This window comes from Jatrophihabitans sp. GAS493, from assembly GCF_900230215.1.
GTDB lineage: Bacteria > Actinomycetota > Actinomycetes > Mycobacteriales > Jatrophihabitantaceae > MT45.
In genome coordinates, this window is the sequence record NZ_LT907982.1 from 3138168 (window position 1) to 3150943 (window position 12776).

The 12776-nt window shown below is 67.9% G+C and carries 12 protein-coding genes; 11 read left to right on the forward strand and 1 reads right to left on the reverse strand.

The window, feature by feature from the left end; translation table 11 throughout:
* On the forward strand, positions 1-420 hold the full coding sequence (nusB, locus tag CPH63_RS14565; RefSeq protein WP_096303600.1) for a transcription antitermination factor NusB: 420 nt from the start codon (positions 1-3) through the stop codon (positions 418-420).
* A gap of 44 nt (positions 421-464) precedes the next feature.
* Positions 465-1244, forward strand: a complete 780-nt coding sequence (locus CPH63_RS14570; RefSeq protein WP_096303601.1) for a hypothetical protein — start codon at positions 465-467, stop codon at positions 1242-1244.
* Positions 1245-1336: 92 nt separating this feature from the next.
* On the opposite strand, the gene CPH63_RS14575 is transcribed toward CPH63_RS14570, so the two are convergent.
* Entirely contained in the window at positions 1337-1879 is a 543-nt protein-coding gene (locus CPH63_RS14575) for a transcriptional regulator (protein WP_096305168.1), read from the reverse strand.
* Between the two features lie 335 nt (positions 1880-2214).
* Between CPH63_RS14575 and pyrR the strand changes: the two genes are divergently transcribed.
* Genes pyrR through pyrF form a run of 9 tightly spaced genes read left to right on the forward strand, consistent with a single transcriptional unit; the run spans position 2215 to position 12757 of the window.
* On the forward strand, positions 2215-2865 hold the full coding sequence (gene pyrR, locus CPH63_RS14580) for a bifunctional pyr operon transcriptional regulator/uracil phosphoribosyltransferase PyrR (protein WP_096303602.1): 651 nt from the start codon (positions 2215-2217) through the stop codon (positions 2863-2865).
* Positions 2865-3806, forward strand: a complete 942-nt coding sequence (locus CPH63_RS14585) for an aspartate carbamoyltransferase catalytic subunit (protein ID WP_096303603.1) — start codon at positions 2865-2867, stop codon at positions 3804-3806. The genes pyrR and CPH63_RS14585 overlap by 1 nt, the downstream gene beginning before the upstream one ends.
* On the forward strand, positions 3803-5128 hold the full coding sequence (locus CPH63_RS14590) for a dihydroorotase (protein ID WP_096303604.1): 1326 nt from the start codon (positions 3803-3805) through the stop codon (positions 5126-5128). Before CPH63_RS14585 ends, CPH63_RS14590 begins: the two co-directional genes overlap by 4 nt.
* The gene (locus CPH63_RS14595; RefSeq protein WP_096303605.1) at positions 5125-5616 is read left to right on the forward strand and encodes a transporter; all 492 of its coding nucleotides are present in this window, start codon (positions 5125-5127) and stop codon (positions 5614-5616) included. Before CPH63_RS14590 ends, CPH63_RS14595 begins: the two co-directional genes overlap by 4 nt.
* A complete protein-coding gene (gene carA, locus CPH63_RS14600) occupies positions 5580-6764 on the forward strand; it encodes a glutamine-hydrolyzing carbamoyl-phosphate synthase small subunit (RefSeq protein ID WP_096303606.1) in 1185 nt (394 codons plus the stop codon). Before CPH63_RS14595 ends, carA begins: the two co-directional genes overlap by 37 nt.
* Positions 6764-10075 carry a carbamoyl-phosphate synthase large subunit gene (carB, locus tag CPH63_RS14605; protein ID WP_096303607.1) on the forward strand — a complete coding sequence of 1104 codons (3312 nt, stop codon included), beginning with the start codon at positions 6764-6766 and terminating at the stop codon, positions 10073-10075. The genes carA and carB overlap by 1 nt, the downstream gene beginning before the upstream one ends.
* Positions 10072-10956, forward strand: a complete 885-nt coding sequence (locus CPH63_RS14610; protein ID WP_096305169.1) for a dihydroorotate dehydrogenase electron transfer subunit — start codon at positions 10072-10074, stop codon at positions 10954-10956. Before carB ends, CPH63_RS14610 begins: the two co-directional genes overlap by 4 nt.
* Positions 10956-11930: a dihydroorotate dehydrogenase gene (locus CPH63_RS14615; protein WP_172892220.1), complete on the forward strand. Its 975-nt coding sequence runs from the start codon at positions 10956-10958 to the stop codon at positions 11928-11930. The genes CPH63_RS14610 and CPH63_RS14615 overlap by 1 nt, the downstream gene beginning before the upstream one ends.
* Entirely contained in the window at positions 11927-12757 is an 831-nt protein-coding gene (gene pyrF / locus CPH63_RS14620) for an orotidine-5'-phosphate decarboxylase (protein WP_096303609.1), read from the forward strand. Before CPH63_RS14615 ends, pyrF begins: the two co-directional genes overlap by 4 nt.
* Positions 12758-12776 lie beyond the last annotated feature (19 nt).

Below are 12776 nucleotides of genomic sequence, written 5' to 3' on the forward strand. Positions count from 1 at the left end.
GTGACGGCTCGGGGCAAGGCCCGGAAGCGGGCATTGGACGTCCTCTACGAGGCGGACATGCGCGATGCCGACGCGATCAGCACGTTGGCCGAGCGCGTTCGGCTCAGCGAGGTGCCGATCAACGAGTACACCACCGAACTGGTCGAGGGCGTGACGGCGAATGTCGTGCGAATCGACGAGATCCTGTCGGAGTTCTCCGACGGCTGGACCATCGACCGGATGCCCGGCGTCGACCGCGCGGTGCTGCGGATCGCCCTGTACGAGCTGCTCTGGCGCGAGGACATCCCGGACGCCGTCGTCATCGACGAGGCGGTCGAGTTGGCCAAGACGCTCTCCACCGACGAGTCGCCGCGCTTTGTGAACGGCTTGCTGGCCCGGGTAATGCGCGAGGCGCCACCGGTGGACGTCGCCACCGGCTGAGCCGGCGCGGGTGCTTCGCCGGGCGGATCGCGAAGAGCTCTGCAATGCTGTGCGACCTGCAGCAGCAGCGGTTCACTGAGATCCCTGACCAGGAACCCGGGTGGCGTCCCTGGTCATGGTGGGGCACGTTCGGATGGCTCTGGCTAGTCGGCCCGGCTGCTGTCGCTCTCGTAGCCGTATACGTCGGCGGAGCGAGGACCGGCGACGGGACGCGCGGCGTCTCCTACGACTTCGGTGTGGCGAGCGGGCTCATCTGGCTCTTCATCGCCGTCGCGTTGTCGGGCCGGGCGCTTCTGCGCCGTCTCTACACCGCCGGCCGGACCCAGCGCCGTCTCGGTGCCGATGTGTGGCGCGCACGGGGCTGGCCCCGACCCTGGGCGACTCTGTGGGAGTTCCGGATCGAACTGCTTGCCGAACTCTGCCTCGTCTTCTTCCTCGCTGCGGGCTGGTCAGCACTTGGCGACCAACGGCTCCGTGACTCGTCGCAGGCCCAACAGATACTGGCAACAGTCACCCACGCCGACAAGCATTGCGACAGGTTCCAGTGTTCCTACGACTCATACGGGGACTATTACCTGAACGGCCGGCAACAGAGCGATGTGCTCGTGGTCGAGTCCGCAGACAAGCCGGTCAGAGGTCTGGTCCCGGTCTTCGTGGACCCCGCTCATCCGCGACACGCGGTATACGTCCACGACCACAGCAAGCATGGTCTGGTGCTCGGTGGCATCGCGGCGGTCCTGCTCTTGATCGGGAACCCGATCTACTTCCGGACGAACCGCAGCCGCTTGCGTCAACGATGGCGAAAGGTGAACGTCACCGGTTGAGCCCGGCCAAACTGCGCTCGGCCATGAACGACGAAGGCCGGTTGGTCTCCCGATGAAGGGAGACCAACCGGCCTTCTCAACTACACGTCGATTTACGGCTCGCCGTCGAGGATGAGCGAATCCGGGGCGAGCACCTGCCAGCGCACGAGGCGCTCGGTGAGGGCCTCGACCGTGGTGTCGTACAGGATGGCCAGCGTGCGCAGGTCCTCGGCGCGGATCGAGAGGACCCGGTTGCCATAGTCGCCCCGCTCGCGCTGGATCGCGCCGACGAAGCGGGTGAGGAGGGTGACCTCATCAGCCGGCGCGCTGTGCAGCCGCTCGAGGTTGAGCACGATCTTGGCCAGGCCGCCGGTGGCGGAGCTGGAGCCGGGGTGGTCTTCGGTCGGGAGGAGAACGCTGACCGGCACGCGGTAGAAGTCCGCGAGCTCGGCGAGACGCTGCACCGAAACCGCGCGGTCGCCACGCTCGTACGAGCCGACAACGACCGCCTTCCACTTGCCGTCGGACTTGCGCTCGACCGCGTGGAGGGAGAGGTGCTGCTGGCCACGGATCGCGCGCAGCCGGGCGCCGAGAGCCTTGGCGTACTCACGGCTCGGTGGCGGATCGTCGTCCTCGGCAGCGCTGGTGGTGTTGATGGCGTCGGTACGTGCAGTGCTGGTCAGCACGGCCGTCTGGCTGTCGTCGTCGGGAGCCACTGGAACTTCCTTGTCACTGGTGGGGTTGCTGTTGTCTTGGTGCTGGTGTTTCTGGCTGGTGCTGCCGCTTGCATAACGAATGAGTCGTGAAGCGGTTACTCGAAGGTGAGCGCAGGGTGAACGAATTTACTCAGGGTGACTAAGTTCGTGACCGTACGTCTACCGGGGCTCAAGAATAGCTGCGCTGCTAGACTTTGCCAGTCAGACTTCCTTTAAGGGCCCGTCCAGTGAGGCGGACAAGGACGTTATGCGAGGTTTATGTGGCTAGTGAAGCTATGCGCCGTTCCGGTGACTCTGACCCGGATGAGGCGTCAATCACAGTTTCCGCCACCGCAAACGCTGGTCCGGACGCCGATTCTGACGCCACTTTCTCAGCCTCCGATGTCGCCCGCATGATCGACCGGATGGCACATCAGATTCTTGAGAAGACCGGCGGTGCCGACGGCGTCGTACTCATGGGTATCCCAACCGGCGGAGTTCCGCTGGCCCGTCGGCTGGCCGCCCGGATCGCTGCCTTCGAGCCCGTCGAGGTCGGCCTCGGCTGCCTGGACACCACCCTCTACCGCGACGACCTCCGGCTGCGCGGCGTGCGTGCCCTGGCTGAGACGGTCGAGCCGCGCGGCGGCATCGAGGGGAAGCTGGTCATCCTCGTCGACGACGTCCTCTTCTCCGGCCGCACGATCCGGGCCGCCCTCGACGCCCTGCGGGATCTGGGTCGCCCGCGGGCCGTCCAGCTCGCCGTGCTGGTCGATCGCGGGCACCGGGAGTTGCCGATCCGGGCCGACTACGTGGGCAAGAATCTGCCGACGTCGCCCGGCCAGCAGGTTCAGGTTCAGTTCGCCGAGACGGCCGGGACCGACGGCGTGTACCTCAGACCAGGCCCGAGTGAGAATCCCGGCGCTGACGAGCCGGTGGTGGCCAACTGATGGCCCGTCATCTGCTCAGTGCGCACGACCTGGACCGCACCCAGGCGATCGAAATGCTGGATACGGCTGATCGTCTCGACCGTGCGTTGGCCGGTCGGGACGTGAAGAAGCTGCCTCCGCTGCGCGGCCGAACGGTGGTCAATCTCTTCTACGAGGACTCGACGCGGACCCGTACGTCCTTCGAACTTGCGGCCAAGCGGCTCTCCGCCGACGTCGTCAACTTCTCGGCTAAGGGTTCAAGCGTCTCCAAGGGCGAGTCGCTGAAGGACACGGCGCTGACTCTGGAGGCGATGGGGGCCGACGCCGTCGTCATCCGGCACTCCTACTCCGGCGCGGCCAATCGCCTCGCGAACTGGGTGCAGGGAAGTGTCATCAACGCCGGCGACGGAACGCACGAGCATCCGACACAGGCGCTGCTGGACGCCTTCACCATTCGCCGCCGTCTCTGCGGCGGCACCGGCGACTTGGCCGGTCTGCGGGTCTCGATCGTGGGGGACGTGCTGCACTCGCGAGTCGCTCGTTCCAACGTCGCTCTGCTGCACACCCTCGGCGCGCAGGTGACACTCGTGGCGCCACCCACTCTGCTGCCGGTCGGCGTCGAGACCTGGACGGCCGGGGTCAGCTATCACCTGGACGAAGCGATTCCGAAGTCGGATGTGGTGATGATGCTGCGGGTGCAGCGAGAGCGCATGTCCAGCGGGTACTTCCCCTCCGCGCGCGAGTATTCGCGGCGCTACGGACTTGATCGGGCTCGCATGGCGGCGCTGCCCGAGGAGTCGATCGTGATGCATCCAGGGCCGATGAACCGCGGCATGGAGATCGCGCCCGAGGTGGCCGACGATCCGAAAAGGTCGGCGATCGTAGAACAGGTAACGAATGGAGTAAGCGTGCGCATGGCGGTCCTCTACCTACTTCTCGGCGGTAACGGAGACGACGTATGAGCGACGTCCTGCTGCGCAACGTGCGCCCCTACGGCGGGGACCCGGTGGACGTGCTCATCCGCGATGGCCGAATCGAGTCGATCGAGGCAACCGCAGCCAGCCACGGCGGCGTCGAGTCGAGCGTCGACAGCTACGACGGTGCCGGGGCGGTGCTGCTACCCGGTCTGGTCGACCTGCACACGCACCTGCGTGAACCAGGTCGCGAGGACGCCGAGACTGTCGAGACGGGCTCGGAGGCCGCCGCACTGGGGGGCTACACCGCGGTCTTCGCGATGCCGAACACCGACCCCTGCGCCGACACCGCGGGGGTCGTCGAGCAGGTCTGGCGTCTGGGGCGGGAGACCGGTCTGGTCGACGTGCAGCCGATCGGTGCGGTGACGCTCGGACGGGCGGGGGAGAAGCTCGCCGAACTCGGCGCGATGGCCGACTCGGCGGCCAATGTCCGGGTCTTCAGTGACGACGGTTCATGTGTCTCCGATCCGGCCCTGATGCGCCGCGCACTGGAGTACGTCCGGGCCTTCGACGGCGTGATCGCCCAGCATGCCGAGGAGCCGCGCCTGACTGCCGGAGCGCAGATGAACGAGGGCATCGTCTCAGCCCGGCTGGGCCTCACCGGCTGGCCGGATGTCGCCGAGGAGGCGATCATCGCCCGGGACGTGCTGCTGGCCGAGCACGTGAGTTCACGCGTCCACATCTGCCACCTCTCGACCGCCGGCTCGGTTGAGATCGTCCGGCGGGCGAAGGCGGCCGGGGTCGCCGTCACCGCGGAGGTCACCCCGCATCACCTGATCCTCACCGACGAGCTGGCCGAGTCCTACGATCCCGTCTTCAAGGTGAACCCGCCGCTGCGGACCGCCGAGGACGTCAATGCGCTGCGGGCCGGCCTGGCCGACGGCACGATCGACTGTGTCGCCACCGACCACGCCCCGCACGCTCTGGAGGACAAGGAGACCGAGTGGGGGGCGGCGTCTCCGGGCATGCTCGGACTGCAGACCGCGCTGTCGGTGGTCATCGAGACCATGCTGCTTCCCGGCTTGCTCGACTGGCGCGGTGTCGCCGACCGGATGAGCCTCGCCCCCGCGCGCATCGGATCGCTCCCGACCCACGGCAACGGCATCGAGGTCGGGCAGCCGGCCAACCTCACGCTCGTCGACCCGGACGCGCAGTGGACCGTCTCGGCCAGCGAACTCGCCTCCAAATCGACGAACACTCCGTTCGCCGGCTACACCCTCCCCGGGAAGGTGGTGGCGACCCTGCTCCGCGGCCGCTTCACCGTGCGCGACGGGTCGCTCGTCCCGGCGGCGGCTCGGGTGTCGGCATGACCCGCACCCTCCTGGTGCTGGCCTGCCTGGCGGCGATCCTGCTCTGCTTCGCCGGAATGTGGCTGGGTTGGCGCAACCGCGGCCGGCGCCAAGCCGACCTGCCCCCCCTGCCATCGCTGCCGCATCGGCTCTCCGACCCCCGTCTCGCGCCGCTGTCGGGCATCTACATCGGCACGACGTACGCGCGCAGCTGGCAGGACCGGGTCGTGGCCCGGGGACTTGGCCTGCGCGCCACCGCGTCGGTCACCCTGCACGACGAGGGGTTGCTGATCGAGCGGGAGGGCGCCGAGCCGGTCTTCCTGCCACTGGGCGACGTACTGAGCGCCCGGCTGGAACCGGCGCTGGCTGGAAAAGTAGTAGGTGAGGGCGGGTTGATGGTGATCAACTGGCGGCTCGGTGAGACCGAACTCGACACCGGGTTACGGGCCGATGACAAGACCGAGTACCCACAATGGGTACGCGCGATCAACGAACGGGCGATGGTGTGAGCAGAGGCGAAGCCGCGATTCTGGTACTCGAGGACGGCCGGACATTCTCCGGGGAATCCTTCGGATCGACCGGGGAGACCTTCGGGGAGGCCGTCTTCAACACGGCTATGACCGGCTACCAGGAGACGCTCACCGATCCGTCGTACTACCGCCAGATCGTCGTGCAGACTGCGCCTCACATCGGCAACACCGGGGTGAACGACGAGGACGACGAGTCATCACGCATCTGGGTGGCCGGCTACGTCGTGCGTGACCCCGCCCGCCGTTCATCCTCCTGGCGGGCCAAGCGCAGCCTGGACGAGCAGTTGCAGGCCCAGGGCATCGTCGGGATCAGTGGCATCGACACCCGTGCGCTGACCCGTCATCTGCGCGAGCGGGGGGCGATGCGCTGCGCCATCTCGACCACCAGTTCGCCGGAGCAGTTGCTGGCCGCCGTTGCCGACAGCGCGCCGATGCTCGGCGCCGACCTCTCCAGTGCCGTCAGCACGCAGCAGCCCTACGTCGTCGAGGCTATCGGCGAGCATCGCTTCACCGTGGCCGCACTGGACTACGGGATCAAGACGATGACGCCGCACCGGATGGCTGAGCGCGGGATCACCACCCACGTGCTGCCGAGCAATGCCACCGTCGAGCAGATTCGCGCCGTCGGTGCCGATGCGGTCTTCCTGGCCAATGGCCCGGGCGACCCGGGCACGGCCGACGCTGCCGTCACGACGGTGCGCGGGCTGCTCCGCGAGGAGGTGCCGATCTTCGGTATCTGTTTCGGCAACCAGATTCTCGGACGGGCCTTCGGCTTCGGCACCTACAAGTTGGGCTACGGCCACCGCGGCATCAACCAGCCGGTGCAGGACCGCACCACCGGCAAGGTCGAGATCACCGCCCACAACCACGGCTTCGCCGTCGACGCGCCGACCGAGCACCCGAGCGAGACCGAGTTCGGATCGGTCGAGGTGAGCCACGTCTGTCTCAACGACGGCGTGGTGGAGGGCCTGATAGCCCGCGATACCAAGGCATTCTCGGTCCAGTACCACCCCGAGGCAGCGGCCGGCCCGCATGATGCGGCCTATCTCTTCGATCGCTTCGCCGAGCTGCTCGAGGGCACCACGGGCGCCGGAAGCGGCACCACAACCCCGAAGGGCAACCGGTAATGCCGAAGCGCACCGACATCCAGCACATCCTGGTCATCGGCTCCGGCCCGATCATCATCGGCCAGGCCTGCGAGTTCGACTACTCGGGAACTCAGGCGTGCCGGGTGCTCCGCGCCGAGGGCTTCCGGGTGAGCCTGGTGAACTCCAACCCGGCCACCATCATGACCGATCCCGAGTTCGCCGACGCGACGTACATCGAGCCACTCACCCCGGAGTTCGTCGAGAAGGTCATCGCGCTCGAACGTCCGGACGCCATCCTGGCCACCCTCGGTGGGCAGACCGCCCTGAACCTTGCCGTAGCCCTGCACGACAACGGGGTCCTGGAGAAGTACAACGTCGAGCTCATCGGCGCCGACATCGAGGCGATCCAGCGCGGTGAGGATCGTCAGCGCTTCAAGGAGATCGTGCGCACCATCGGTGGGGACGTGCCGTCCTCGCTGGTCTGCCACACCCTCCAGGAGGCGATCGACTTCGCCGCGACGGTGGACAACAAAGTCGTCATCCGCCCCAGCTTCACGATGGGGGGCCTGGGCTCCGGACTCACCAGCAATGCCGACGAGGTCCGCATCATGGTGCAGCGTGGACTCGACGCGAGCCCGGTGCACGAGGTCCTGGTCGAGGAGAGCGTCTTCGGCTGGAAGGAGTTCGAGCTGGAGCTGATGCGCGACCGCAATGACAATGTCGTTGTCGTCTGCTCCATCGAGAACATCGACCCGATGGGCGTGCACACCGGTGACTCCATCACCGTCGCTCCCGCCATGACGCTGACCGACCGCGAGTATCAGCACATGCGCGACATCGGTATCGCGGTGCTGCGCGAGGTCGGGGTCGATACCGGCGGCTGCAACATTCAGTTCGCGATCGATCCGAGCAACGGCCGCATGATCGTGATCGAGATGAACCCGCGGGTCTCGCGATCGAGTGCGCTCGCCTCGAAGGCGACCGGCTTCCCGATCGCCAAGATCGCGGCCAAGCTCGCCGTCGGGTACACCCTCGACGAGATCGACAACGACATCACCAAGAAGACCCCAGCCTGCTTCGAGCCGGCTCTGGACTACGTGGTGGTGAAGGTGCCGCGGTTCGCCTTCGAGAAGTTCCCGGGCGCTGACCCGGTGCTGACCACGCACATGAAGAGCGTTGGTGAAGCCATGTCGATCGGGCGTAACTTCACCGAGGCGCTGGGCAAAGCGCTGCGCTCGATGGAGACCAAGGACGCCGGTTTCTGGACCCGTCCGGACCCGCTATTGACCGACGAGGAGCTGCTCGCCGCGGTCGGCACGCCAACCGACGGCCGCCTGTACCGGGTTGAGCAGGCGCTGCGCGCCGGACATTCGGTGGAGAAGCTGGCCAAGCTCTCTGGTATCGACCCGTGGTTCGTCGACCAGATCGCCAGTCTGGTCGAACTTCGAGCCGAACTCGTCGACGCACCGGCGCTGACCCCGCAGCTGCTGCGCGTCGCCAAGCGGCACGGGCTCTCCGATCGTCAATTGGCGGCCCTGCGCCCCGAGCTGGCCGGCGAGGACGGGGTGCGGTTGCTGCGCCTGCGGGCCGGAATCCGCCCGGTCTACAAGACGGTCGACACCTGTGCCGCCGAGTTCGCCGCCGTGACGCCGTATCACTACTCCTGCTACGACGACGAGACCGAAGTCGCGCCCCAGACCGAGAAGCCGAAGGTCCTGATCCTCGGCAGCGGGCCGAACCGCATCGGGCAGGGCATCGAATTCGACTACTCCTGCGTGCACGCCGTGATGAGCCTGCGGGAAGCGGGCTATGAGACGGTGATGGTCAACTGCAACCCCGAGACCGTCTCCACCGACTATGACACCGCCGACCGCCTCTACTTCGAGCCGCTCACCTTCGAAGACGTGCTGGAGGTCGTGCATGCCGAGCAGCAGTCGGGCACCGTCGCCGGCGTGATCTGCACGCTGGGTGGACAGACCCCTCTCGGCCTGGCCCAGCGGCTGAAGGACGCCGGTGTCACCGTGCTCGGCACCCAGCCCGAGGCGATCGACCTGGCCGAGCACCGTGGCGCCTTCGGCCGGGTGCTCACCGAGGCCGGACTCCCGTCGCCCAAACACGGCACGGCAACCTCGTTCGAGGAGGCCAAGGCGGTCGCCGACACCATCGGCTACCCGGTGCTGGTGCGCCCGTCCTACGTCCTCGGCGGCCGCGGCATGGAGATCGTCTACGACGAGGCCAACCTCTCCAGCTACATCGCCAAGGCGACCGAGATCACCGACGATCACCCGGTGCTGGTCGACCGCTTCCTCGACGACGCGGTCGAGATCGATGTGGACGCTCTCTACGACGGGGTCGACATCTACCTCGGCGGCGTCATGGAGCACATCGAGGAGGCCGGCATTCACTCCGGTGACTCGGCGTGTGCGCTGCCGCCGATCACACTCGGCGCCGGGGACATCGACAACGTCCGTCGCTCGACCCTGCTGCTGGCCAAGGGCATCGGGGTGCGCGGCCTCATCAACGTGCAGTACGCGCTGGCCGGCGACGTGCTCTATGTCCTGGAGGCGAACCCGCGGGCCAGTCGCACCGTGCCCTTCGTCTCGAAGGCGACCGCGGTGCCGCTGGCCAAGGCCGCGGCCCGCATCGCCGTCGGAGCCAGCATCGCCGAGCTGCGGGCCGAGGGGCTGCTCCCGAAGCACGGCGACGGCGGCAAGCTCCCCGACGACGCGCCGATCGCGGTGAAGGAGGCGGTACTGCCCTTCCACCGCTTCCGCACGCCGGCCGGCGACCTGGTCGACTCGATCCTCGGACCGGAGATGAAGTCCACCGGCGAGGTGATGGGGTTCGACGCCAACTTCGGCACGGCGTTCGCCAAGAGCCAGGCCGCGGCCTACGGCTCGCTGCCGACCAAGGGGACGGTCTTCGTCTCGATCGCCAATCGCGACAAGCGGGCGGTGATCTTCCCGGTGAAGCGGTTGGCTGATCTGGGCTTCACCATCCTGGCCACGGTCGGTACCGCACAGGTGCTGCGCCGTAACGGGGTCGAGGTCGAGGTGGTCGGGAAGTTCTCCGAGGGCGGCGAGAACATTGTGTCGCGCATCGCCGCCGGGCAGGTCGACCTGGTGCTCAATACACCGTGGGGGTCGCCCGGAAACTCCGGCCCCCGCCTGGACGGGTATGAGATCCGGACCGCAGCGGTGACGGCCGGTATCCCCTGTCTGACCACCGTGCAGGCCGCGGCGGCGGCGGTGCAGGGGATCGAGGAGCTGGTGCGCGGCGATGTCGGTGTGAGGTCGTTGCAACACCTGCACGCCCAGTTCAGTGAGTGGCGCAGCGGAGCCTCGTCATGACCCAGCCCGTCGGCGTCGAACGAACCCGGCCGGTGCAGGAGAAGGCGGAGATCTTCGCGTTGCAGAAGGTGGGGGAGTACCTGCAGTTCACCGTGGTTGCGCCCGGGATCGCCGCCGGCTTCCGGCCCGGCCACTTCGTGGCGGTGGGCGTCGGCGGCGCGCAGACCTCGATGCTGCTGCGCCGATCCTTCGCCCTCTACGGAGCGACCCCGACCAGCGACTTCGCCGGCACGATTCAATTCGTCGTCGCCGCGCACGGACCGGGAACGCAGTGGCTGGTCGAACGTCGGGTCGGTGAGGTGCTCGACATTCTCGGCCCGCTGGGAACACCCTTCCCGATGCCGCCGAAGGCCACGCCGGCGGTCCTGGTCGGCGGCGGTTACGGCACGGCGCCGCTGATCCCACTCGCCCAACGACTCATCGAACAGGGCAGCGATGTCGAGATCATTCTCGGGGCGGCCACCTCAACCCGGCTCTTCGGTGAGTTGGTGGCCAAACGAGCGGTCGGCGCGGTGACGGTGACCACCGACGACGGGAGCGCCGGGATCCGGGGCCGGGTCACCGATGTGCTCGACGACGCGATCGCCCGAATCAAGGCCGAGGTCGTCTACGCCTGCGGTCCGATGCCGATGCTGCGTGCGGTCGGTGACGTGGCCCGCCGCAATGCGATTCCGGCTCAGGTCGCGGTCGAGGAGTCGATGGCCTGCGGAGTCGGTGTCTGTATGACGTGCGTGCTGCCGGTCCGAGGAGACGACGGTCGTTCCCGGATGGTGCGTTCCTGCGTCGACGGGCCGGTCTTCCTCGCCGATCGGGTGCGCTGGGACGACGTCGGACGCGTTCCGCACGACATTCTCGGAGCCGATGCGATGGTGGGTAACTGATGGCCGACATGACCACCCGACTGGCGTCGGCGACCTTCGCCAACCCGGTCTTCACCGCCTCCGGATGCGCGGCGGCCGGGCGTGAGTTGGGGCAGTTCTTCGACGTCTCCGAACTCGGCGCCGTGGTGACGAAGTCGATCATGCCCCGGGCCCGCTCCGGCCGTCCCACACCTCGGATGGTCGAGACGCCCAGCGGCATGCTCAACTCGATCGGCCTACAGGGCCCGGGGATCGACTCCTTCATCGAGAACGACCTGGCCTGGCTGCAGGCCAACAACGCGAAGACGGTCGTCTCCATCGCCGGCGGGAGCACCGACGACTTCGTAGCGGCCGCCCGCAAGCTGCACGGCCACCCGGCGGTATCGATGCTTGAGGTGAACATCTCCTGTCCCAATGTGGAGAGCCGCGGGCAGGTCTTCGCCTGCGATGTGACCGCCTCCTCGCGGGTGATCGGTGCGGTGCGCCGGGCGGCCGACCCGCGCATCCCGATCTTCGCCAAGCTGACCCCGGACGTCACCGACATCACCCTGATCGCGCGGGCCTGCGCCGACGCCGGTGCCGACGGGGTCTCACTCATCAACACGCTGCTCGGCATGTCGATCAACACCGACACCCTCTCCCCGGCGCTGGGCGGGGTGACCGGTGGGCTCTCCGGTCCGGCCATCCGTCCGGTCGCGGTGCGCTGTGTGTGGCAGGTACGCAAAGCCCTTCCGCACCTTCCGATTCTCGGCATGGGCGGCATCCGTAGCGGATTGGACGCACTCGAGTTCATCCTCGCCGGGGCCTCGGCGGTGTCGGTCGGGACCTCGGTCTTCGGAGATCCGTCGGTGCTGCTGCGGGTACGCGACGAGCTGGAGACCGCGCTGGACGACCGGGGCTTCGCTTCACTCGCCGACGCCGTCGGCTACGCCCACCTCTCCGGTGCCGAACGCACCGCCCGCGCCGAAGCGCTCGCTCCGGCGGAGACGTCGTGACCAGTTTCGGCGCTCGCCTGGACGAGGCGCTGAATGCGCGGGGCTCGCTCTGCGCTGGCATCGACCCGCACGCGGGGCTCCTCGCATCCTGGGGGCTGGCCGACGATGTCGCCTCGTTGGAGCGCTTCTCGATGAGTTGCGTCGAGGCATTCGGCGACTCGGTGGCGGTCGTCAAGCCGCAGTCCGCCTTCTTCGAACGGTTTGGATCGGCCGGCGTCGCCGTGCTCGAGCGCACCGTCGCCGGGTTGCGGGAACAGGGTGCGTTGGTCGTGTTGGATGTGAAGCGCGGTGACATCGGGTCGACGATGGCCGCCTACGCCGACGCCTACCTCGATCAGAAGTCGCCGCTGGCCGTAGACGCCATCACGGTCAGCCCCTTCCTGGGGGTGGGCTCACTCCAGCCGGCGTTCGCGCTGGCCGAGGTGAATGACGCCGGGGTCTTCGTGCTCGCGCTCACCTCCAATCCGGAGGGCCCAGAGGTCCAGCACGCGCGCGGCGAAGACGGGCGAACGGTGGCCCAGACGGTGATCGACGAGCTGGCGGCCCGTAACGCGACGGCGTCGCCGATGGGAGACTTCGGCGTCGTGGTGGGCGCGACCATCGGATCTTCGGTGGCCGACCTGAGCACCCTGAACGGGCCGTTCCTGGTGCCGGGGGTCGGTGCCCAGGGTGGCACGCCGGAGAGCGTCCGCCGCATCTTCGGGGCTTCGCTGCGGAACGTGATCCCCAGCGTCTCCCGGGAGATTCTCGGCACCGGCCCCGACGTCGCGGCGCTGCGAGCGGCGGTGGCCGAGCGGGTTGAGGCCTTCGCCTTCCTCCGCGGCTAGCCGTCGCCCGGACTACCTT